The following is a 21,902-nucleotide window of genomic DNA, read 5'->3' as shown; positions in this document are numbered from 1 at the left end:
ATCAAGGTCATCAAGCGCCGCGCGTATGGCTACCGCGACCAGGAATACTTCTTCCTGAAAATCCGTGCCGCCTTCCCCGGTAATGCTCGATGAACCTTTTTTTTTGCGCTTGGCCATCCTCTGCCTGCCGCTTTCCGGGGCGTCCTGTCGGGGATGGCGTGTGCGTCGTCGCCGATCCGGGCAGGGAAAGCGAGCGGCACATGGTTTGGTCGCTTCGGCCGTCCATTACACTGTCGGTATCTCTTTGCCGCGGGTTCGCCGTGAAGTTTTTTGTCGATCGAGATTTGTCTTGGGAAGCGTTGGCGGGCGCGCTGGGCCTGATGTTTCTCGTGTCCAGTGCCTTGCGCGGGCCGTTGCCCGAGGGGCCGTTCAGCGCACGCGTACCGGTGCTGACGCAGTATGCCGGTGCATTTCTGGCCGCGCTGCTGATGGGGGGCGCCATCGTGCTGGTCCTGTGGGGCGTCAAGCGCCTGCGTTCGGAGCGTTACGAGACCCCGCGCCGCGACCTGGCCATCGCCGTGCTGTTGATGACGATCGTGACTTTCCGCCCGGTGCAGGCAGCATGGCCCCTGTGCCAGGGTACGGGGGCGGAGGTGGCATGCGCTGCATCAGCCGGCGTAGCAGGGCCTGCAGGCACCGAGCGCGGCGTTCATGCGGCGTAAGTCTCGCGGCCGCGGGCCAAATAGGGTGCAAGTGCGAACAAATCTACGTTGCCGCCCGAGATGATGACCCCGACGCGCTTGCCCCGGACGTCAAGCTTGCCTGATAACAGCGCTGCCGCGCCCAGCACGCCGGTAGGTTCGGGCACGAACTTCATGCGCTCCATTAGGAAGAACATGCTGCGCAACAGCTCTTCGTCGGTGACGGTCAGCATGTCGTGCACATAAGCCTGGATCAGTGGGAACGTGTACTTGCCTGCCGATGTCGTGCGTGCGCCGTCGGCGATGGTTTGCGGATTCTCCACGCTCTGCAGGGTGCCGCTGCGGAACGAGCGGGTGACGTCGTCGCCAGCGGCCGGCTCCACGCCTATGACCTTGATTCCCGGCGTGTAGCCGCTTGCGGCGATGGCCGAACCCGATAGCAGTCCACCTCCGCCGCATGGTACCAGCAGGTAGTCCAGCGGGCCGGTTGCCCGCAGCAGCTCCAGCGCCGCGGTACCCTGGCCGGCGATGACGTCCGGATGGTCGAACGGAGGAATCGTGGTCAATCTCTCGCGGGCGGCCAGTTCGGCGGCGAGGGCCTCCCGTTCTTGCGTATTGCGGTCATAGGTGACGATGCGTGCGCCATAGGCGCGGGTTGCCTCGAGCTTCACTCGCGGGGCATCGTCCGGCATCACGATGGTGGCAGCGATGCCGAGCATGCGACCGGCCAACGCGACCGCCTGGGCGTGATTGCCGGAGGAGTAGGCGACGACTCCACGCTGGCGAGCCTCGTCTGGAAGGCGGGCAAGCGCGTGATACGCGCCGCGGAACTTGAAAGCGCCCATGCGCTGAAAGTTTTCGCACTTGAAGAACACGGACGCGCCGGTTTGCGCATCGACGGTTTGCGAGGTCAGCACCGGGGTTTGGTGGGCATGGCCTGCCAGCAGCGCGGCGGCGGCCTCGACGGCATGGAAGGCGACGGACATGGCGGGCTCCAACGGAAATTCCGGCCAGGTGCGGCCGACCTGCCAAGCTTATACGAAGACGCACGCCGCAGCCGCTCGGCCAGAATGCAGGTCCGCCAAGGCATGCGCAGGGGATCCTCGGGTATCTCCCAAGGTTGACGCAGGTGGCGCCAGCGGTCACAATCGCGCCTAACGTACGCGTCGTACGTTCCTCCAAAGGGGAGTAGTTCGAGGGTCGTCCGTGGCCCTTTCGCCCGATCGTCAATACGTGGAAGCTCGCCTTCCTCCGGTCGTGCGGATCACCGCCCGGTGATCGAACAAGACCTTTGCAGCCTGGCATCAGGTGCTGCATGGGTGCTCCCGTTCCCCGTCATTCCTATGCCAGCAGAGGTGCCCGAACTTCTCTGGAGACTTCCATCGTGGAATGGCTTTCGGCTCTTGCCGCAGATATCTTTACCACTCAGTTCCTCTTCGCCTTGGCCTCGATCGTCGTGATCGACATCGTGCTGGCCGGCGACAACGCCATCGTCATCGCGCTGGCGGCGCGTAACTTGCCGCCGTCGCTGCAGAAAAAAGCCATCGTCTGGGGCACGGTGGGGGCCATCGTGGTCCGCACGCTCATGACGCTGGCGGTCGTGTGGCTGCTGAAAATTCCTGGGCTCATGCTGGTGGGCGGGCTTGCGCTGCTGTGGATCGCGTACCGCCTGTTGACCGCCGAGGACGACGATCACGGCGATGCATCTGCCAATACCAGCTTCATAGCCGCCATCAAGACCATCGTCATCGCGGATGCGGTCATGGGCGTGGACAATGTGTTGGCCGTGGCGGGCGCCGCGCATGGCAGCTTCCTGCTGGTCGTGCTGGGCCTGCTCATCAGCGTTCCCATCATGGTCTGGGGCAGCCGCCTGATACTTCGTTTGATGGAGCGCTACCCGGTGATCATTTACATCGGCGCGGGCGTGCTGGTGGTGACTGCGGTCAAGATGGTCATGGGCGAGCCTCTGGTCAAGCCTTGGTTCGAGGCGCATGCCTGGGTGCAATGGTTGCTTTATCCCGTGGCCCTGGCTGCCATCCTGGGCGGTGGACGCATGGTCGTCGGCAGCCGTGCGCGCGCGCGGGGCCCCGAATCCCGCGCCGCATGAGCTTTTCGTCGCCCATTTTGGCAGGTTGGTGCCCAATTGCCCCAGAACTGGGTTAATCTTGCGGCTGCCATCCGGGGCGGTGCCGGTTCCGCCTTATGCATGGCGCCCGACCTATGGCGGGCGTCATCTTTTGTCGGATGCCACGGGCCCGCTTCTCTTGATACGCATGACTCTCGAATCCCTGACCTGCATGCCCCGGCCGGGGATGTTGTCCTGGCGCCACCTCGCATTCCGTGCTGCGCTCGTACTGCTGACCACCGTGTTGTTGATGCTGGACGACTGGATCCAGCAACGCTTCACTTCCTTCAACCAAGCCGATTTCGAGCTCAACTATTTCGCGGCGCTGTGCGCGTTCAACCTCGGCCTATGGCTTTGCGGCAGCCGCGTCTTCGTCTCCTGCATCTTGGCCCTCCTGGCCGGGATGGAGCTGGTGCAGCTCAGTCACATTTCTTATACCGGACGGCCGCTGGACCCTATCGTGCTGGCAGGCCTGTTTTCGGAATTCCAGGACGTCAAGCAGGTCGCGCTGGCTGAGTTCGCCGACCACGCCTATGTGCTGTTTGCCGTGTTGGTGCCTTATTTGACGGCATGGTGGCTGTTCATGAAGTTCATGCGGCCAGACCTGCGGCGCTGGCAGCGCGCGCTCGGCCTGGCGCTGGTGGCGGCGGGGCTGTTGTCCAAGCCTTACCGCGCTTCGTATCGCGACCTGAACGCGTTCCTGCCAGGACCGACGCGCAGCGGGTTGCACAACTCGCTCAATACGTTCAGTTTCTTCCTGGTCCACGACGTCCTGCGCGATTCCAAGGTCCTGCGCCACACCGCGCACGCGGCACCAGTTTCGGATGCCGCGTCGCCCATGGTCTCGCCGGTCGAGTCCGATACCCGCCATGTCTGGCTTTTCGTCGCGGACTCGCTGCGCAGCGAGCACCTGGGCATCATGGGGTATGAGCGCGCTACCACGCCGCGGCTGGCCCGGCGCATGGAGGATGGGTTGATCGCCCGCGCGGGCGTCGCTGCAGCCGTATCTACCGCTGCCACCATGCCGCTGATGCTCAATGCCGTGCGCGAGCCGGGCCAGCTGGGCCAGATCCGGACTTTCTCGACGAATCTGTTCAGGTTCGCCAAGGAGGCAGGCTTCAAGACTTATTGGATCTCCTCGCAGGAGTCCAAGCTACTCAACGATGCGGGCAGTCCCTACATCGACGTATCGATTACGCGGGAAGATGCACCGCAGCGTTTCCGGCAACAGGGGGACGACGCCTTGTTGTCGCTGCTGGAAGAGCAAGAGTGGCCACAGAAAACCTTCGTCGTGGTCCTCTTGCGTTCGGTCCATGCGCCTTATGAGGCCAACTACCAGCACGCCCGCGAGCATTACGCCCGCTGGCCGGACGACCCGAGCCTGCCGCGCGAGGTGCGCGGGCGCAATGCCTACGACAATGCGGTGCTTTACCTGGATTCGCTGCTCGACCGGATGATGGCTAAGTTCGACAAGCTGCCCGGCCCGCGTCATCTCGTCATCACCGGCGACCACGGCCAACTCCTGGGGACGAGGGGAATGTGGGGGCACAACGTCCTGGAGCCGGAGGTGGCGGATGTGCCGGTCCTGATCTGGAGCCGTGACGCGTCTTCCTCCGTTTCCGAGCCACTGGCGCGGCGGCGCTGGGTCAGCCACTTCGACATGGCCCGGTGGATCGCAGGACTCCTGGGCCGGGACATCAGGTACCCGTCCGCCGTCGAAGGCGTGCATTACGTGCAGGGCAAGAATCTTTACGGCGCCAATACCTTCATGGAAGTCCACGAGGGGTTGACGCTCGAATTCTCGGACGTCGTTTCGGTGGGGCATAGCTTGCCGGTTCGCCCGCGCGATCCGGCCCGCTCACTGGTGGCACGCTGAGCGCTCCATGGCTCGTTCATGTCTTCCGTCAATCAAGACTCTTCCCCTTTCGAGCTGGTGACAGGCCGCAACGCGCTGCGTTCGCTGGCGTTGGCCGGCGGCGTGGCGCTGCACGCGATCAATGTATACGTGGCCACGACCATCATGCCCACTATCGTCCAAAGCATAGGCGGGTTGACCTACTATGCTTGGAATACTACGTTGTTCGTGGTCGCCTCCATCCTCGGGTCGGCGTCATCCTACCGGCTCATCGATCGCCTGGGCCCGCGGCGCGCTTATCTCTACGCGCTGATGGTGTTTTGCACTGGTTCCCTGGCCTGCGCCAGTGCTCCGGCCATGTGGTGGCTGTTGATCGGGCGCACGGTGCAAGGCTTGGCCGGCGGCGTATTGCTCGCACTCTCTTACGCGCTGATTCGCATGGTCTATGAGCCGAGGCTGTGGCCCCGGGCCTTGGCATTCGTGTCGGCCATGTGGGGTGTTGCGACCTTGTCCGGGCCTGCCGTGGGCGGGCTATTCGCCACGCTGGGCTGGTGGCGACCCGCCTTCCTGTCGTTATTGCCCGTTGCCGCCGGGCTAGCGGCGCTCGTGGGGCGCCTGGTTCCGGCAGGCGCCCCGGAGTCCCCGTCCGGTGGGGGCGTTCCGTGGGCCAAGCTGGGAATGCTGGCGTGCTCCGTCCTCGCCATTTCCATAGGCAGCCTTTCGACGCAGCTGAGCTGGCATGTCGCCGGGGTGGCGGCCGGCCTGGCGCTGGCGGCGTGGATGTCGGTGATCGACAGGCGCGGTGCACCGAGGCTGATGCCCACGGGCGCTTATTCGACGCGTAGTGTCCTGGGGGCCAGTTATCTGACGATGGCGATGCTCGTCGTCGGGCTGACCAGCGAGATCTTCGTTCCGTATTTTCTGCAGGCAATACACGGTCGTTCGCCGCTGGTCGCCGGTTATCTGACGGCTGTCATGGCGGGAGGCTGGACGCTCGCTGCCTTGCTGTTTTCCGGTCGTACTGGCGTGGCGGTCATCCGTCTCGTGCAGGGCGGGCCCGTCGTGACGACGGTGGGGCTGGCCGCGTTGGCGCTCCTCATGCCGCATCCGGCGGGCGCCATGGCTTTCGCGGTGCTGTGTGCGGCGCTGCTCGCGGTAGGTTTCGGCATAGGCATGTGCTGGTCCCACCTCGTTACGCGCGTGTTCCGCTCAGCGCCCGCCGGCGAAGAGAACCTCGCCTCCGGAGCGGTCACGACTCTGCAGCTGTATGCCATCGCGCTGGGCGCCGCGCTTGCCGGGATGGTGGCCAATGCCGGGGGCCTGGCCGAGCCGGGTGGCCTGGAGGGCGCCCGCTCGGCGTCGGCCTGGCTATTCGGATCCTTCGCGCTTGCCCCCGCTTTGGCGGTCTGGAGCGCCAGGCGGGCGATGCGGGCTTGACCGGAAATCAGGCCTTCTCGCCTCCGAGCGCGTCCACGATGTCGGCGATGAGCTTGGCCAATTCACCGGACATGAGGGCGAAGTCGGCCTCGAAACGTTCGGCGTCATCCTGCGCCTGCACATCCGCGTTTTCTTTCAGGACGTCGAGTGGCGCGATTCGCTTGATGGCCAGGGACTCGGTCAGCACGAAGGAAACGCGATCAGCCCAGGTCATCGCCAGCCGGGTGCATTGCTTGCCGGACTCGATGTGGCGCCGCACGTCTTCCGCCTCCACTGACTGACGCACGTAGCGTACGGTCGCGCGCCCTTCGCCGGTAGAGCGCAGTTCGGTGTCTTGGTCGATGGTGAAATTGGCCGGCGCCTCGCCGCTCGCCAACCAGTCCGTCATGGCCGCGGCGGGCGAGGTCTGGACGTGCAGGCCTGCCAGCGGAAATTTGTCGATGGCCCGGTTCAGGAGCTGCAGCAGCTCATCGCAGCGGGCCGACGAGGAGGCATCGATGCACAGCCAGCCATTGCGCGTGTCGATCCAGGCGCGTGTGTCGCGCAGGATGCTGAATGCGCGGGGCAGCAGTGTTTCCCGCACACTCTCCTTGATTTCCTTCATCTGCTTGCGCCCGGGCTTGAAACCCTGCTGTTCTTCGATTTCCTGGGCCTTGGCCTTGGCCACCTGGTTTACTACCGTGGCGGGCAGCAGCTTCTTCTCGGTGCGCAGCGTGATCAGCAATTGTCCGCCCACGCCGTGCGCCAGCATGCTGCCGTTTTCAAGCGGGGGCGCCCAGCCTTGGGTCTGCAGCTCCAGGCTCGATCCAGGGGAAAAGGCGTGCGGCCGGAGTAGTTCGTCCAGCCGCTCGGGCGACATGGGCCAGGGGGCAGGAAGGCGATAGATTTGCAGATTCTTGAACCACATGGCGGACCGGGCAAAAGGGTCGATTCTATACGACCCTTGGGGCCGCATTCTTTAGCCCAGGTCCAGCGAATCGTCTTTCTTGGTTTCGCGCGGCACGTCCGGCGAGAGTTGCCAGAATATCCACGCCGATGCCGCTGTGAGCAGGCCTATGCAAATGAAGGTCGCGTGGAAAGCAGAGAGCGTGTCAGTGGGGCTACCCTGGTCGATGAGGCGGCTGAAGGCGTCCAGGATGCCACCGGCCACGGTCGCGCTCAGGCTGATGCCGAGCATTTGCATCATCGAAAGGAGGCTGTTGCCGCTGCTCGCGCCCTGCTGACCCAGGTCTTTGAGCGTCAAGGTGTTCATGGCCGTGAATTGGAGGGAATTGACGCCGCCGAAGAAAGCCATCATCAGCACCTGCGTCCAGACCGGATGAGACGGCGTGATCAGGGAAAAGCTTGCGATCGTCAATCCGACCAACACCGTGTTCACCACGAGCACGTGGCGGTAGCCGTAGCGGTTGATGAGCGAGGTGGCAATGCGCTTGCTCATCATTCCGGCCGCCGCGACCGGCAGCATCATGAGGCCGGCATGCGTGGGCGAGTAACCCAGGCTGACCTGCAGCAGCAAGGGCAGGAGAAACGGCATGCCGCTGCTGCCCAGACGCGCGAAGAGGCTGCCGAGCAGGCCGATGGAGAAGGTATGGATCCGGAATAGGGCCGGGGAGAACAGCGGGTTGGCCTGGCGCGTCGCGCGGATCCAGTAGGTGACGATGCTGATGAGCCCGAACACCAGCATCAGCACGATAGGGGCATGGCTCATCGCCCGGTGCGACAGCCCATCGAGGGCAAGTGATATGGCCGCCATGCCGAAGGCCAGCAAGCCGTACCCGACACCGTCGAACGGCGCGCGCTCGTCATTGCGTTTGTCGATCAGGTAAGTGCGCGTGGCGATGGCGCCAACGATGCCGACGGGAATGTTGATCAGGAACACCCAGTGCCAGGAGAGCTGCTCGGAAAGCCACCCTCCCAGGACGGGGCCGATCATGGGGCCGACCATGGCCGGAATCGCGACGAAGCTTAGCGCGGGGAGCAGGCGATGCTGCGGAAAGCTGCGCAAGATGGTGAGACGGCCGACGGGCATCAGCATGGCGCCTCCGGCTCCCTGGATGACTCGCGACGCGACAAGCTGGCCGAGGCTCTGTGAGGCTGCACACAGCAGCGAGCCGAGGGTGAAGAATACGATGGCGGTGAAGTAGACCTTGCGCGTCCCGAAGCGGTCCGCGAGCCAACCGGAAGCCGGAATCAGCACGGCCATGGTCAGGGCGTACGAAATCACCACCGACTGCATCCGCAGCGGACTCTCCCCCAGGCTCTGGGCCATGGCTGGCAGCGCGGTATTGACGATGGTGGTATCCAGCGTCTGCATGAAAAGGCCAATGGCCACCAGCCAGAGGGTGACGTTGAGCGTCTTTTTCGTTTCCACGGGTATGCGCCGGTCTAGGCCCTTCAGGGAGTGGCATAAGCATAGCGTGATTCCCCGGCCAGGCGCCCCGGGAGGGAGTCGGCCACGCCCGGCGCACGTGGCACGGGCATGCTCCTTGCTGGCCGCGAGGGTTCCCCAGCTAGGAGACGACGATGTCGGCACACGTATATAAGCAGCTTGAATTGGTCGGTTCTTCCACGACGTCCAGCGACGATGCCATCCGCAATGCCGTGGACCGGGCGGCCAGCACGATGCGCCACCTGGAGTGGTTCGAGGTCACGCAAATGCGGGGACACATCGAGGACGGGAAAGTTGCGCATTGGCAGGTTTGCCTGAAAGTCGGCGTGCGCTTGGAAGATGCCAAAGACAAGTGAGGCAGGGCGGCGCGGTCGCGGGCGGCCGTGCCAGCTCGTCCTCCCAGCCTGGCTCGGACGCCCTGGCCGCTCGCGAAATAGTGTGGTGGAAGCAGTGCTTGAGAATTGTTATCATTCATAATTGGATCAATTCTCTAGCAGTGCTGCGCACCGCTTCGTATGGACAAATCGTCGGATCGCTTTCTGGAACAGAAGCGTCGCTCATTCTGGTTAAAGCATCTGCATCAGTGGCACTGGATCAGTTCGGCGATTTGTCTGGTAGGCATGCTCTTGTTTGCCGCCACCGGCATCACGCTCAATCACGCCGCCCAGATCGAGGCGCGCCCGCACGTCGTTTCCAAAGAAGGGCAATTGCCGCCCGACCTCATCCGCGAGCTGGAGCAGGGGGGCGGAGCGGAAAAGGCGCCGTTGCCTGCAGCGGTTCGGCAATGGTTGCTTAGCGAATTTTCCGTCCCGGTAGGCGAGCAGCCAGCGGAATGGTCTGCGGACGAAATCTATCTTTCTCTTCCCCGGCCGGGTGGCGACGCCTGGCTGAGCGTCGACTTGCCCGATGGCGCCGTGCGTTACGAGAGCACCGACCGCGGGTGGATTTCCTACTTCAATGATTTGCACAAGGGGCGCAACACCGGCGAAGCCTGGAAGTGGTTTATCGACGTTTTTGCGATCGCCTGCCTCGTTTTTTGCGTGACGGGCTTTTTCCTGCTGCATATGCACGCGCGCAACCGGCCAGTCACCTGGCCCATGGTGGCGCTAGGCGTGGCCGTACCCTTGTTCCTGGCCCTCGTTTTCATCCACTGAAGAGGTTTTGTCTATGCGTACGCTGATCCCGGCAGCCGTCACCGGGCTGCTGGTCGGGCAGGCCCAAGCTGCCGATATGGCAGTCCGGATCGAGATTCCGCGGCTGAACGTCGCGGAGTACCACCGTCCTTACGTGGCGGTATGGATCGAAGGTCCGGACCAGAAGGTGGCCGCCAATTTGGCCGTTTGGTATGACCTCAAGCTCAAGAACGACGAGGGCACCAAATGGCTCAAGGATTTGCGCCAGTGGTGGCGTCGCAGCGGACGGGAGTTGACCATGCCCGTGGATGGCGTCAGTGGCGCGACGAGGCCGGTCGGCGAGCATCAATTGTCGTTTAGCGAGGGCAAGGCGCCGCTCGGCAAGCTGGCCGAGGGGAAATACGAGCTCGTGGTCGAAGCCGCGCGCGAAGTCGGCGGCCGTGAACTGCTGCGCATCCCGTTCCACTGGCCGCCCAAGGGTCCAGAGCAGGCGGAAGCGCGCGGGCAGCACGAGCTCGGTCGGGTCGCGCTGCAAATCAAGCCCTGATCGAACCCTATCCGAGTCCTCATGGTTTCAAAACAGGAAAGAAGATGAAGAAATCCTTGAAGTGGGTGGCACTGGCCCTTGCGTTCAGTCTTCCACTGTCGGTACAGGCGCACCGGATGTGGATGCTGCCTTCCGCGACCGTGCTGTCGGGGGCGGATCCGTGGGTGACGGTGGATGCCGCGGTATCGAACGACTTGTTCTATTTCGAGCACTTCCCCCTGCAACTGCACAACCTGACGGTCACTGCGCCCGACGGCACGCCGGCCAAGGCCGAGAACCAGTCGACCGGCCGTTATCGCAGCACCTTCGACGTACACCTGACGCAGCCGGGGACGTATAGGCTGGCCGTGGTCAATTCGGGGCTGTTCGCTTCCTACAAGGAAGATGGCAAACCGAAGCGTTGGCGCGGCTCCCCGGAAAAGTTCGCCCAGGATGTGCCGGCCAACGCCCAGGATTTGCGGGTGACCCAAACACAAGGTCGAGTCGAGACTTTCGTGACCGTCGGCAAGCCCACCGATACGGCGTTGCGTCCCACTGGCCAAGGGCTGGAACTGGCCCCCGTCACGCACCCGAACGACTTGTTCGCCAAGGAAACCGCAACCTTCCAACTGCTGCTCGACGGCAAGCCGGCTGCCGGCATCGAAGTGTCCATCGTGCCGGGTGGCATTCGCTACCGCGACCAGCTGAACGAAATCAAGACGAAAACCGACGCGGAAGGGAAGTTTTCCGTGACGTGGCCGGCTCCCGGCATGTATTGGATGGAAGCCGAGGTTCGCGACGACAAGGCCTCGTTCAGTGCGGCCAAGGAGCGGCGAGCGACTTACGTGGCGACGTTCGAGGTGCTGCCTGAATAATCCGCTTGTGGCGTACGTCCCCATGCGGGCCAAACGACAGGAGGGCGCGAGCGAGGGAAGCGGGGCGGGGGCACGCGCGCCCTCGACGCCCGCGCCGCCGCACGGCTCCCAAGACGCCGCGCCGCGCGTGCTCATCCCCCCGGCCTTGTCCCAGGAGGCGCTGAGGCTGCCAGCGGCGCACGCGCGCGTGCGCACGATGGGCGGCCTGACGATGGGGACGGGCTGGTCGGCCAAGTTCGTCGCCGGCGGCTCGCCGCCGGCGGATCTGGAAGCGCTCGTGCTGGCAGAGCTCGATCTCGTCATCGAGCAGATGAGCACATGGCGCGAAGATTCCCATTTGAGCCGTTTCAATGCTGCGCCGGCCGATTCGTGGCAGGTGCTGCCGGAGGCGCTGTTCGTCGTTCTTGAGCACGCGATGCACGTTGCGCGTGAAAGCGGTGGGGCCTACGACCCGACCGTCGGTCCGCTGGTCAACCTCTGGGGATTCGGCCCGCAGGGCGCGCGGGGCCGCCCGTCCCATGCAGAGGTGGCCGCCTTGCGGGCGCGCGTAGGCTGGCATCGCATCGAGCTAGACGCTTCCCGCAAGCGGGCGCGCCAGCCCGGAGGCGCATATGTCGACCTGTCCGGCATCGCCAAGGGGTACGCCGTGGATGCGGTTGGCCGCGCATTGCGGCGTGCTGGGGTGACGAGTTATTTGGTGGAGATCGGGGGCGAGCTGTACGGCCATGGCGTCAAGCCGGATGGCCAGCCCTGGTGGGTCGATCTGGAGCGTCCCCCGGATGCGGGGGAGGCGCTGCCCCTCACACGGGTCGCGTTGCATGGATTGGCGGTCGCCACCTCGGGTGATTACCGCCGCTATGCGGCCGACGGCCGCGGCGAATACAGCCACACCATCGATCCGCGCACCGGGCGGCCGATCGACAACGGCGTGGCGTCCGTGACGGTGCTGCATCCGGAATGCATGGTTGCCGACGCCATGGCCACGGCCCTCACGGTCATGGGGCCCGAGGAGGGCTTGGCCTGGGCTTCGCGGCGGGGCTTGGCCGCCTATATCGCGTGGCGCGCCGCAGGCGGCTACCAGGAAGCGATGACGCCCAATTTCGCGGCGATGATGGAATGAATGGGATATTTCGCCAAAGGTGGCATGCCACTGCCGCTGCCGCGGCGACGTTGTTGACGCTGACCGCATTGATCGTGGTCATCGGCACCGGCCGACCCGTCGAGCCGGAGGTCCGGCGGATCGTCGCGGGAGCGCTCGTGGCGGCCTGCTATGTTCTGTTTTGCTTCTGGGTTGCCGCGCGTCACCGCGGAGCGGCGGCTCCTGTTCCTTTACCTTGGGCGCCGGATGCGTTGCTGGTGGCGTATGCCAGCCAGACCGGCTTTGCGGAGCAGATCGCGCGCCGAAGTGCGCGTGCGCTCGAGGCTGCCGGGGTACCTGTGTGCCTGGCGAGCCTGGGGGAACTGGGCGGACCGGCCCTGCAGCGCTTCCGCAAGGCGTTGTTCGTGGTCAGTACGACCGGCGAGGGCGATGTCCCCGACAGTGCAGCGAGGTTTGCGCGCAAGACTCTTTCCGGGAACCTGCCCCTGCCGAACCTGGCATACGGCGTCCTGGCGTTGGGCGACAGCAGCTACAGGGAATACTGTGCCTTCGGCAAACTGCTGGCTGCCTGGCTGCACAGGCAGGGCGCCGAGCCGATGTTCGACACCCTCTGCGTGGACGACGGGGACGCGGGTGCGCTGCGGCACTGGCAGCATTACTTGAGCGTGTTGGGTGCGAGCGTGGAAATGGAGGACTGGGCTCCGCCTAGCTATCAGGCGTGGACGCTGACCGGGCGCCGCCTGCTGAACCCGGGCAGCCCAGGCGGGCCAGCGTACCATGTGTGCCTGTCGCCCGCTTCCGGCAGCAAAGCCGAGTGGATGGCGGGCGACATCGCAGAGGTTGGGCCGCGCAATGATCCAATGGCGGTCGAGGCGTTCCTGCGCGAGCTTGGCATGGACGGAGGGCAGAAAGTGGCCAGCAGCCAGGAAGGCGAGCAGCCGCTGCGCGAGGCGCTGGCCGACCGCCTGCTACCCCACGATGCGGCCGGGCTCGCCGCGCTGCGCGGTTTGCCGGCCGACCGGCTCGTCGATGCCCTGCCTGCCATTCCCCATCGCGAGTATTCCATCGCGTCGCTCCCTTCGGACGGAAGCCTGGAGCTGCTGGTGCGCCAGGTGCGATATCCGGACGGCAGGCTCGGGTTGGGGTCTGGCTGGCTGACCCGGCATGCGGAGCTGGGCGCATCCATAGCCGTCAGGCTGCGCAGCAATGGAGGTTTTCATCCTCCCCCCCCGAGTCGTCCCTTGATCCTGATCGGCAATGGCACGGGCATGGCAGGGCTGCGCGCTCACCTGAAGGCGCGGGTGGCGGCGGGCGCTGGGCGCAATTGGCTTTTGTTCGGCGAACGCACGCCGGGCGCGGATTTTTTCTTTCGCGACGAAATCGAGGCTTGGCGCGCCGGAGGCTTGTTGACCCGAGTGGATTTGGCTTTTTCCCGGGAGCCGGGCTGGCCCCGCTATGTGCAAGACTGCCTGCGGGGCGCCGAACCCGAGCTCGCCGCCTGGGTCGAGCAGGGGGCTGCCATCTATGTCTGCGGCAGCCTGCAGGGCATGGCCGCGGGCGTCGGCGCCGAGCTGGAGCGCATCCTGGGCCGTGACCGCCTCGACGAACTGGCCGAGCAGGGGCGTTATCGGCGCGACGTGTATTGATTCGCCACAAACGGATCCGTCAGGTCCGCTCGCTGGCTCCCTTATGGCCGCTGACTTCCGCACCGGCGTCGCGGCGCAGCCGCGTGAAGCTGAGCAGCGCGCTCAAGGCCAGCAGGGCGACGAGCATGAATGCGATGCGGAAATCGCCAACCTGGTATGACCCATCCCCCGCGCCTCGCGCCGCGGCAGCCGCGTGGAGCGCGACGGCACCGACCGCGATGCCCAGTCCCATCGACATTTGCTGCGTCGTGCTGAACAAGGTGTTGGCCGTGCTCATTTGCGGTTGGGGTACTTCGGCGAAAGCCATCGTCGTCAGCCCGGTGAACTGCATGGAGCGGGTCATGCCGCACACCAGCATGATGAGCACGATGAGCGGCACGGGTGTTTCCCGCGACAGCGCGGCACATAGGGCGATGGACGCCGCGGCCAGTGCCCCGTTGAATACCAGTACGTTCCGGAAGCCAAAGCGCCGCAGTGCTTGCGTCGTGCCCAACTTCATGCCCAGGTTGCCCAGCATGCTCGCCAGATACAGCATGCCGGCCTCGAAGGCGTTCAGTCCGAAGCCCACCTGAAACAGGAGCGGCAGCAGGAAGGGCATGGCGCTGATGGCCGTGCGGGAAATGGTGCCTCCTATCATGACGGAGCGGAACGAGGCCACGCCCATGACGGTCGGGTCGATCAGCGGATGCGGATGGCGGCGCAGGTGCAGCGCGAGCGCGATTCCGAGCATGACGCTGGCGGCGATCAACCCGGCAGACAGTAGCCAACGACCACCGTATCCCAGCATTTCGACGCCTACCATGAGCGCACTCAACGCCAGCCCGCAGAGGGCAAAGCCGACTGTGTCGAGCGGTCGCCGCGGCTGCGGCGGTGACTCGGGGACGTAAACGCGTATCAGGAAAATGCCCGCTATGCCGAATGGCACGTTCAGCAGAAAAATCCATTGCCAGCTCAAATACGTAGCCAGAAAGCCGCCCAGCGGCGGCCCAATGACAGGAGCAATCAGTCCCGGCCAGACGATGAACGCCATGGCGCGGACTAGATCCTCCTTGCCCGTATTGCGCAGGACCGCCAGCCTGCCGACCGGGACCATCATCGCGCCGGCCATGCCTTGGAAGATCCGGGCCGCGGTGAATTGGACGACGCTGGTGCTGAGGGCGCACAGCACCGAGGCCAGGGTGAAGGCAGCGACGGCCCAGGCGAACACGCGGCGGGTGCCCAGCCTGTCCGCGACCCAGCCGCTGACCGGGATGAATACGGCCAGCGTCACCAAGTACGACGTCATCCCGATGCTGAGGTGGACGGGGTTGGTGCCGAAAGTCGCCGCCATCTGCGGCAGTGCAGTGGCAATGACGGTGCCGTCCAGCGTCTCCATGAAGAAGGCGGCGGCGACGATGAGCCAGATGACGTTGAGTTTCTTCGGCTGGGCAGTGGTCATGAAACGGCGCTGGGCATCCGTGCCGGAAAGCGCGCGGGCAGTATATCGCCTCTGTTACAGGCTGGCGGGATCATCGTCCGGTCTCCCCGCGGCGCAAATCACCTAGAATCACGAAAGACCAAGAACCCAGGCCCCCGCGGCGACAAGCAGAACATGCAAGAACGGACAGATAGCACGGTGCGGCGCAACGCGCTCGTGCTCAGTTGTGCGCAAGTGCTGGGCGGGGCCAATCCGGCCATCGTCATTTCCCTGGGCGGCCTCGTGGGCCAAATGCTTGCGGAAGACAAAGCGCTGGCAACCTTGCCGGTCAGCCTCTACAACCTCGGGGTCGCCTTGGGCACTGTTCCTGCAGCGATGTTGATGCGCCGATACGGTCGCCGCGCGGCGTACATGCTGGGGGCCGCCATCGGGGCCGTGGCGGGCTTGCTGGGGGCCCACGGCATTGCGTCGGGGGTGTTCGCACTCTTTTGCCTGGCCACCGCAATTGCGGGCATCTATGGCGCCTGCGTGCAAAGTTATCGCTTCGGGGCCACCGACGGGGCCGATCCCGCCTTTCGTCCGCGCGCGATTTCGTGGGTCATGGTCGGCGGCCTCGTGGGGGCGGTCGTCGGTCCTCAGACCGTCATCTGGACGCGCGACGCCGTCGCCGGCATGCCTTTCGCCGGGAGTTTCCTCGGGCAGGCCGTGCTGGCCTTGCTTTCGATTCCCATCCTGATGATGTTGCGGGGGACCGTCAAGCCGGCGGCCGAGCGCAGCGGGGGGCGGCCGCTTCTCGAGATCGTGTCGTCGGGCCGCTTCGTCGTGGCCGTGATGGCTGGCATCGTGTCGTTCGGGATGATGAGCTTCGTCATGACCGCGGCCCCGATCGCGATGGTCGCCTGCGGGCATACGGTCGGCCAGGCCGCGCTGGGCATTCAATGGCATGTGCTCGCGATGTTCGCGCCGAGTTTCTTCACCGGGCGCCTGATCAACCGTTACGGGAAGGAGCGCGTGACCATGGCGGGGCTGGTGCTGATGGCGGTATCGGGCACGGTCGCGCTGTCTGGCCTCTCCGTGGCGCACTTCTGGCTGTCCCTGGTGTTCCTTGGCGTGGGATGGAACCTCGGGTTCATTGGCGCGACGGCCATGGTCACCGATTGCTACCGGCCTGAGGAGCGGACCAAAGTCCAGGCCTTCAACGATCTGCTGGTGTTCGGGTCGGTTGCCCTTGCGTCGTTTTCTTCCGGCAAGCTGTTCAATGCCGCGGGTTGGGAAACCATCAATTGGCTGCTGTATCCGGCGGTGGCCGTGGTGCTGGTTCCATTGCTTTGGCAGTGGGGACGCTCCGCACGCGGCCAGGCTGCCTGACAGGCCGCTTCAAGCTTTGCCGAGCAGTTCGGAACGGCCGAACATGTGCGCCGTAGTGCGCGCCGAAGGGGTGCCGAGGTCCGGGTCCGCCCCCCCGGCAAGCAGCGCTTGCACGACGTCTTCGCTGCCCTTGAACACGGCTCCCGCCAACGGGCTTTGGCCCCGATCATTGACGCGGTTGGGGTCGGCGCCGTGTTGCAGTAGTTTTTTTACTATTTCGGCATGCCCGTAATAGGCCGCCAGCATGATGAGGCTATCGCCTTTTTCATTCGTGAGATCGGCGGGAGCACCCGCCTCCAGGTAAGCCCCGAGTTCCTCGGCCCGGCCTTCCCTGGCCAATTGAAAGAGCTTGCCGGCCAGGGCGAGCACGGACGCGCTGGGTTGGTATTCGTTCGGAACCATATCATGTCTTCCTGAGATAGCAGACTCCACCCGGTCTCCCAGGAAGCAGTCATTGAAACTCGGATGGGCGTGGCCCTCCGGCCATGGCACGCATATTGCCCCTTGAGCACCAAGGGATGCAAATCCCGGGGAAAGCGTCGGCCGGACGTGTACATCTTGCTCATGGCGGTAATTTTTATCGGTGCCTGTGGCGCCTTGCACCATGCGCGCTTCGGCAGAACCCCCGAGGGCCCCCTTGATTCTCACTCATCCCGCTGCCCATGGGGAAGCATCTTTGCCGGAGAAAAATCTTGCTGCCGAGAGTCTTGCTTGTTACATCAGAGGCTTTGCCGCTCGCAAAAACCGGAGGGTTGGCCGACGCCGTGAGCGGATTGGCGCGAGCGTTGCGCGACGCGAGCGTCGACGCCACGATCTTGATGCCCGCCTACCCAAGCGCCCTGGATGCGGCCATCGAACTCGAAATGGTTGCGGAACTGCCCGGCTTGGTGGGCGGGGATGCCACAGTCTGGGCCGGCTGGGCCGCGGATGCTGAAATCCCGGTGCTGCTGCTACGGAACGATGCGCTTTACATGCGCCCTGGCAATCCATACGTCGACCCGGACGGCCGGGAATTCCCCGACAACGCGATACGCTTTGCCGCGCTGGCGCAGGCGGCACAGCGGATTTCCATGGGGGCGACGCCCATACGTGTTCCCCATATCGTGCACGCCCACGACTGGCATGCGGCTTTGACGCCACTGTATTTGCACGCCGCAGGCGTAAAACGCCCCAAAACCGTGCTGACGATCCATAATTTGGCTTTCCAGGGCAATTTCCCCTTGTCCCTGGCAGACGAACTGGGCATTCCGCCGGCGTACCGCGGCAGCGACGGGGTGGAATTCTGGGGGCAGCTGAACTTCATGAAGGCGGGACTGCGCTATGCGGACCGGCTTACTACCGTGAGCGCTACCTATGCGCGCGAAATTCTGACGCCCGATTTCGGCAACGGGCTAGAGGGCGTGCTGTGCCAGCGTACCCATGAACTGAAGGCCATTCCCAATGGGATCGACGCCGAAATCTGGGATCCCAGCATCGACCCGTTCTTGCCGGAGCACTTCTCGGCCCTCGACATGCGCGGCAAAGTGCGCAACAAGCTGGAGATGCAGCGCGCCTTCGGGTTGCCGACCGATCCCGAGGCGCCGGTCCTGGCCATGGGCAGCCGCCTGACGGCGCAGAAGATGGCGGACGTGGCGGTCGAAATATTCCCCAGGTTGCTTGCAGCGCATCCGCGGCTGCAGGTCGCGGTGCTGGGTTGCGGCGAACGGTCGGTCGAGGAGAAACTGCGGGCGCTGGCCGAGCAGCATCCGCGCAATCTTGGCGTGCATATCGGTTATGACGAGCGGCGCGGGCATCTATTGCATGCCGGGGCGGACATGCTATTGCACGGGAGCCGGTTCGAACCTTTCGGCCTGACGCCGCTCTATTCGATGTTGTATGGAACCGTGCCCATCGCCTCGCGGGTGGGCGGCCTGGCCGATAGCATCACCGGGCTATCGTCCGAGCCGGGGGCAGAAGTGGGAGCTGCCACGGGCATCTTGTTCGATGGCCAGACCCCCGACGACATGCTGCGGGCAGTGGAGCATGCATTGAGCATATTTGCACAACCGCACAAATGGACGGCTTTGCAAAAGAACGGCATGACCACGCATTTCGGTTGGGAGGCTCCGGCCGCGCAGTACCTCAATCTGTACCGCTCGCTGGCTCCGGTCGCGCCGGTGGGGGCGCCGATGGTGGCGAGGCGCTCCGGGGTGATCGCCCCGCAGGCCGCTCCGGACGTCCGGAAACGGGCTTGATGGCAGCCGCCCAGCGCACTCCGCTTCGTATCTACCAGGCGCGCGGCGCGGACCTGGGCCCGGTGCTTGACGAATCCGGGCAGTTGGCCGCCGCGTGGCGCAGCTTGATCGAGAAGGCAGCGTCGCTCGGCTTCGGGCAGGTGTTGGTCGAGGCTGACCGGGCAGAGGATCCCCAGGCTGCCAGTGCGTTGGTCCGCGCCGCCGCCCGGCGGCGCTTGGCGCTTTACCTGGATTGCGGGAAGCTTGGCGGCGCAACCGCGCAGGCCGGCTCCGATGTGCTCGATCCGCGCGCCATGCGTCCGGTGACGACGGGCGAATCGGCCACGACGGTCGACTGGGCCGCGCGCGCTGCCGCTTGGCGCGAGCTGGGCATAGGCGGTTTATTGCTGCGCGGGCTGGGAAACGTGCCGCCGGATGCGCTGCGCAGCCAGTTGGGCCAGGTGTCCGACGCGGCGGCCGGCCTTGACTTGCTTGCCTGGACACCCGGCCTTTCGCGGGCTGCCGTCCGCAGTCTCAAGGGCCTGGGATTTTCTTACGTTTTCTCCTCGTTCGCTTGGTGGGATTTTCGCAGCGCGTGGCTGATGGACGAGCGCTATGCGCTCGAGGAAGTCGGCTCGGTGCTGGCGTTTCCGGTCGATCCGTACCGGCCCGGTGCCGTAGGCGTGGGCGTCCCGGATCCGCAGGTCCGCCGCCGGGCGGCCGTGCGGGCTTTATGGGGTGCGGTGGCCACCGGTGCGGGATGGCTGGCCCCAATGGGATTTGAACGTTACGGCTTGGATGGCGCCCCGCACGACCAGCTCGACCTGACCGAGGACGTCAAGGCGGCCAATCGGTGGCTGGCCAGTGCATCCACCGACGGCCTCGAGTTGGTGCAACTGGCTGGCGCCGGCCCCGGCTGGACGGCGGCACTGCTGCGCCGGACGTTCTCGCCGCGGGGCAAGCGGCTCCATTTGCTGCTTTTCAACGCGAATTTGCTTGCGCATGCCGAGGTCGACTGGGCTGCACTCCAAGCTCGGCTACCCGATGGTGCACAACGCGTCTTGCGCGCACGGGGCGCAGGCCATCCTTCGTTGCCTGCCAGCCTGCCCGTGCGTCTCGAACCGGGGGCCGCGGCCATCCTCGAAATGGGGTCTGCGCCACCCGTGCTCGGCGGCGCGCCGCGCCGCCGCTCGCTGACGGCGGCCCTGGCTGCCCCGCGCGTGGCGATCGAAGCCGTTTCGCCAGTGATCGAGGGAGGCCGTTTCGCGGTCAAGCGCACCCCGGGGGAAGCGCTGCGCGTGCAGGCCGACATATTCATGGATGGCCACGACAAGCTCGCCGCGGACTTGCTCTGGCGGGCCGCGGACGAAAGCTCGTGGACGCGCATTCCCATGCGGCTGGTGGACAACGACCGGTGGGAAGCGATGTGCCGCCCGGAACGGATAGGCATGGGTTGGTTTGCGATCGAGGCATGGCGCGACACGTTCTCGACTTATGTGGACGAGCTGGGCAAGAAATCTGCCGCAGGGTTGGACGTGAGCGTCGAGGTCGACGAGGCCAGGGACTGGGTGATGAATGTGCTCAGTGCGCCCGGCACGGACCGCCAGGATGACGTACGCGCCCGGGCGGGCGAGGCTGCGCAGCGCTTGCCGGGGCTCTCCCCGGAGGATTGCCTCCAATGGCTGCAATCGCCCGAGGCGGCAGCGCTGATGCGGGCCCTCGATCCACGGGAGTTCGCGTCGCGTTCGCCGGAGTTTCCCGTTCGGGTCGAGCGTCGAGTTGCGCAATTCGGCAGCTGGTATGAGCTTTTTCCCCGGTCCCAAAGCGGAGACCCGGGCCGCCACGGCACGTTTGACGACGTGATTGCCAGGCTGCCGGCGATACGCGAGATGGGGTTCGACGTCCTGTATTTTCCGCCCATTCATCCCATCGGGCGCAAGAACCGCAAGGGACGCAACAACGGCTTGGTGGCGGGCCCCGGCGATCCCGGAAGCCCCTATGCCATTGGCTCGGAAGAGGGGGGGCACGACGCCATCCATCCCGAACTTGGAACGCTGGACGATTTCCGGCGATTGGTCGATGAGGCGGCCCGGCATGGGCTCGAGATCGCGCTCGATTTTGCCGTTCAATGCTCGCCGGACCATCCCTGGTTGAGAGAGCATCCCGAATGGTTTGCCTGGCGTTCGGACGGTTCGCTTCGTTACGCAGAAAATCCGCCCAAGAAGTACGAAGACATCGTCAACGTCGACTTCTATGCGCGGCCGGGAGGCCGCGACGCGGCGTCCGGGCTATGGCTGGCTTTGCTGGACGTGGTGTTGTTCTGGGTGGGCCAAGGCGTGCGGATATTCCGCGTGGACAACCCCCACACCAAGCCGCTGCCTTTCTGGGAGTGGCTCATTTCGCAAGTGCATGCCCGCCATCCCGACGTGGTGTTCCTGTCGGAAGCCTTCACCCGCCCCAAGATGATGTATCGGCTCGCCAAGCTGGGATTCTCGCAGTCGTACACCTACTTTACGTGGCGCGAAACCAAGGCGGAGCTGACGTCGTACCTGGAGGAAATCTCCCGCCCGCCGGTCTCGGATTTCTTCCGCCCCAATTTCTTCGTCAACACGCCGGACATCAACCCCCGTCACCTCCACGATTCAGGACGCCCCGGCTTCCTGATCCGGGCGGCGCTCGCGACGACCATGGCCGGCTCATGGGGCATGTACAACGGATTCGAATTGTGCGAGGCGACGCCGGTCCCGGGCAAGGAGGAGTATCTCGATTCGGAGAAGTACGAAATCCGGGCCTGGGACTGGGACCGCCCCGGCAACATCGTGGCCGAGATCGGCATGCTCAACCGCATCCGGCGGGACAACCCGGCCCTGCATTGCCATACGGGCATTGCTTTTCTCAGGACCGACCATGACCAGGTTCTCGCCTATACCCGGTTTACGCCGGAACGCGACAACGTGGTGCTCGTGGTCGTCAATCTCGATCCCCATGGGGCGCATGGCGCCCACGTGGAATTGCCCCTTTGGGATTTTGGATTGCCGGACGACGGGGTATTGGGCGTCGAAGACCTGCTGTATGGCCACCGTTTCGACTGGCATGGAAAGATGCAGTATGTCTATCTGGAACCGGACGCACCCTATAGAGTGTGGCGGATCGCTCGGCGCTTCTAGACACATCGGCA

The 21,902-nt window shown here is 64.9% G+C and carries 18 protein-coding genes; 13 read left to right on the top strand and 5 right to left on the bottom strand.

All coding sequences use genetic code 11. The features are described from left to right. The first annotated feature begins 260 nt into the window (after window positions 1–260). The gene (locus IRZ12_RS00660; protein ID WP_296463006.1) at window positions 261–662 is read left to right on the top strand and encodes a hypothetical protein; all 402 of its coding nucleotides are present in this window, start codon (window positions 261–263) and stop codon (window positions 660–662) included. Here IRZ12_RS00660 and IRZ12_RS00655 read toward each other — a convergent pair. After that, window positions 650–1,627: a threo-3-hydroxy-L-aspartate ammonia-lyase gene (locus IRZ12_RS00655; RefSeq protein ID WP_296463004.1), complete on the bottom strand. Its 978-nt coding sequence runs from the start codon at window positions 1,625–1,627 to the stop codon at window positions 650–652. The two genes, IRZ12_RS00660 and IRZ12_RS00655, sit on opposite strands and share 13 nt — an antisense overlap. 398 nt (window positions 1,628–2,025) lie before the next feature. Here IRZ12_RS00655 and IRZ12_RS00650 point away from each other — a divergent pair, with 398 nt between their 5' ends. The 3 genes from IRZ12_RS00650 to IRZ12_RS00640 all read left to right on the top strand — a co-directional run bounded on the left by IRZ12_RS00650 (window position 2,026) and on the right by IRZ12_RS00640 (window position 6,058). Continuing rightward, entirely contained in the window at window positions 2,026–2,748 is a 723-nt protein-coding gene (locus IRZ12_RS00650) for a TerC family protein (protein ID WP_296463002.1), read from the top strand. Between the two features lie 166 nt (window positions 2,749–2,914). Continuing rightward, on the top strand, window positions 2,915–4,642 hold the full coding sequence (locus IRZ12_RS00645) for a sulfatase-like hydrolase/transferase (protein ID WP_296462997.1): 1,728 nt from the start codon (window positions 2,915–2,917) through the stop codon (window positions 4,640–4,642). An 18-nt stretch (window positions 4,643–4,660) separates the two neighbouring features. Further along, entirely contained in the window at window positions 4,661–6,058 is a 1,398-nt protein-coding gene (locus IRZ12_RS00640) for an MFS transporter (protein WP_296462994.1), read from the top strand. A gap of 7 nt (window positions 6,059–6,065) precedes the next feature. Here the strand turns inward: IRZ12_RS00640 and IRZ12_RS00635 are convergent, their stop codons facing one another. Further along, entirely contained in the window at window positions 6,066–6,965 is a 900-nt protein-coding gene (locus tag IRZ12_RS00635) for a recombination-associated protein RdgC (RefSeq protein ID WP_296462991.1), read from the bottom strand. Between the two features lie 51 nt (window positions 6,966–7,016). After that, entirely contained in the window at window positions 7,017–8,429 is a 1,413-nt protein-coding gene (mdtD, locus tag IRZ12_RS00630; protein WP_296462988.1) for a multidrug transporter subunit MdtD, read from the bottom strand. A 152-nt stretch (window positions 8,430–8,581) separates the two neighbouring features. On the opposite strand from mdtD, the gene IRZ12_RS00625 reads away from it, so the two are divergent. From IRZ12_RS00625 to IRZ12_RS00600, 6 genes are all read left to right on the top strand, one after another. After that, window positions 8,582–8,803 carry a dodecin gene (locus IRZ12_RS00625; RefSeq protein ID WP_296462985.1) on the top strand — a complete coding sequence of 74 codons (222 nt, stop codon included), beginning with the start codon at window positions 8,582–8,584 and terminating at the stop codon, window positions 8,801–8,803. Between the two features lie 159 nt (window positions 8,804–8,962). Beyond that, on the top strand, window positions 8,963–9,601 hold the full coding sequence (locus tag IRZ12_RS00620) for a PepSY-associated TM helix domain-containing protein (protein ID WP_296462982.1): 639 nt from the start codon (window positions 8,963–8,965) through the stop codon (window positions 9,599–9,601). A gap of 13 nt (window positions 9,602–9,614) precedes the next feature. After that, entirely contained in the window at window positions 9,615–10,127 is a 513-nt protein-coding gene (locus IRZ12_RS00615; RefSeq protein ID WP_296462980.1) for a DUF2271 domain-containing protein, read from the top strand. Window positions 10,128–10,171: 44 nt separating this feature from the next. Beyond that, window positions 10,172–10,981 (top strand): DUF4198 domain-containing protein, encoded by an 810-nt coding sequence (locus tag IRZ12_RS00610; RefSeq protein ID WP_296462977.1) that lies wholly within the window; start codon window positions 10,172–10,174, stop codon window positions 10,979–10,981. A gap of 22 nt (window positions 10,982–11,003) precedes the next feature. Further along, the gene (locus IRZ12_RS00605; RefSeq protein ID WP_296462974.1) at window positions 11,004–12,101 is read left to right on the top strand and encodes an FAD:protein FMN transferase; all 1,098 of its coding nucleotides are present in this window, start codon (window positions 11,004–11,006) and stop codon (window positions 12,099–12,101) included. Then, entirely contained in the window at window positions 12,098–13,726 is a 1,629-nt protein-coding gene (locus IRZ12_RS00600; protein WP_296462971.1) for a sulfite reductase flavoprotein subunit alpha, read from the top strand. Before IRZ12_RS00605 ends, IRZ12_RS00600 begins: the two co-directional genes overlap by 4 nt. A 19-nt stretch (window positions 13,727–13,745) precedes the next feature. On the opposite strand, the gene IRZ12_RS00595 is transcribed toward IRZ12_RS00600, so the two are convergent. Next, window positions 13,746–15,164 carry an MFS transporter gene (locus IRZ12_RS00595; RefSeq protein ID WP_296462969.1) on the bottom strand — a complete coding sequence of 473 codons (1,419 nt, stop codon included), beginning with the start codon at window positions 15,162–15,164 and terminating at the stop codon, window positions 13,746–13,748. A 153-nt stretch (window positions 15,165–15,317) separates the two neighbouring features. Between IRZ12_RS00595 and IRZ12_RS00590 the strand changes: the two genes are divergently transcribed. Next, complete coding sequence (locus IRZ12_RS00590) at window positions 15,318–16,511, top strand: MFS transporter (protein WP_296462966.1); 1,194 nt, start codon at window positions 15,318–15,320, stop codon at window positions 16,509–16,511. Between the two features lie 9 nt (window positions 16,512–16,520). On the opposite strand, the gene IRZ12_RS00585 is transcribed toward IRZ12_RS00590, so the two are convergent. Next, on the bottom strand, window positions 16,521–16,913 hold the full coding sequence (locus IRZ12_RS00585; RefSeq protein ID WP_296462964.1) for an ankyrin repeat domain-containing protein: 393 nt from the start codon (window positions 16,911–16,913) through the stop codon (window positions 16,521–16,523). A 305-nt stretch (window positions 16,914–17,218) separates the two neighbouring features. Here IRZ12_RS00585 and glgA point away from each other — a divergent pair, with 305 nt between their 5' ends. Together glgA and IRZ12_RS00575 are read left to right on the top strand one after the other, a co-directional pair. Next, window positions 17,219–18,745, top strand: coding sequence for a glycogen synthase GlgA (glgA, locus tag IRZ12_RS00580; protein WP_296462961.1), 1,527 nt, complete (start codon window positions 17,219–17,221; stop codon window positions 18,743–18,745). Then, window positions 18,745–21,891: an alpha-1,4-glucan--maltose-1-phosphate maltosyltransferase gene (locus tag IRZ12_RS00575; protein ID WP_296462958.1), complete on the top strand. Its 3,147-nt coding sequence runs from the start codon at window positions 18,745–18,747 to the stop codon at window positions 21,889–21,891. The genes glgA and IRZ12_RS00575 overlap by 1 nt, the downstream gene beginning before the upstream one ends. Window positions 21,892–21,902: the final 11 nt, after the last annotated feature.

The organism is Pigmentiphaga sp. (assembly GCF_019689535.1).
Lineage (GTDB): Bacteria > Pseudomonadota > Gammaproteobacteria > Burkholderiales > Burkholderiaceae_B > Pigmentiphaga.
The sequence above is the reverse complement of the archived record's forward strand: the minus strand, read 5'-3'. Positions and strand labels throughout refer to the sequence as shown.

Bases quoted from the DNA above. Each gene is read 5' to 3' on its own strand.
- IRZ12_RS00655 (WP_296463004.1), bottom strand. From the start codon at position 1,627: ATGTCCGTCGCCTTCCATGCCGTCGAGGCCGCCGCCGCGCTGCTGGCA.
- IRZ12_RS00645 (WP_296462997.1), top strand. From the start codon at position 2,915: ATGACTCTCGAATCCCTGACCTGCATGCCCCGGCCGGGGATGTTGTCC.
- IRZ12_RS00640 (WP_296462994.1), top strand. From the start codon at position 4,661: ATGTCTTCCGTCAATCAAGACTCTTCCCCTTTCGAGCTGGTGACAGGC.
- IRZ12_RS00635 (WP_296462991.1), bottom strand. From the start codon at position 6,965: ATGTGGTTCAAGAATCTGCAAATCTATCGCCTTCCTGCCCCCTGGCCC.
- IRZ12_RS00625 (WP_296462985.1), top strand. From the start codon at position 8,582: ATGTCGGCACACGTATATAAGCAGCTTGAATTGGTCGGTTCTTCCACG.
- IRZ12_RS00620 (WP_296462982.1), top strand. From the start codon at position 8,963: ATGGACAAATCGTCGGATCGCTTTCTGGAACAGAAGCGTCGCTCATTC.
- IRZ12_RS00615 (WP_296462980.1), top strand. From the start codon at position 9,615: ATGCGTACGCTGATCCCGGCAGCCGTCACCGGGCTGCTGGTCGGGCAG.
- IRZ12_RS00610 (WP_296462977.1), top strand. From the start codon at position 10,172: ATGAAGAAATCCTTGAAGTGGGTGGCACTGGCCCTTGCGTTCAGTCTT.
- IRZ12_RS00605 (WP_296462974.1), top strand. From the start codon at position 11,004: ATGCGGGCCAAACGACAGGAGGGCGCGAGCGAGGGAAGCGGGGCGGGG.
- IRZ12_RS00600 (WP_296462971.1), top strand. From the start codon at position 12,098: ATGAATGGGATATTTCGCCAAAGGTGGCATGCCACTGCCGCTGCCGCG.
- IRZ12_RS00595 (WP_296462969.1), bottom strand. From the start codon at position 15,164: ATGACCACTGCCCAGCCGAAGAAACTCAACGTCATCTGGCTCATCGTC.
- IRZ12_RS00590 (WP_296462966.1), top strand. From the start codon at position 15,318: ATGCAAGAACGGACAGATAGCACGGTGCGGCGCAACGCGCTCGTGCTC.
- IRZ12_RS00585 (WP_296462964.1), bottom strand. From the start codon at position 16,913: ATGGTTCCGAACGAATACCAACCCAGCGCGTCCGTGCTCGCCCTGGCC.
- IRZ12_RS00575 (WP_296462958.1), top strand. From the start codon at position 18,745: ATGGCAGCCGCCCAGCGCACTCCGCTTCGTATCTACCAGGCGCGCGGC.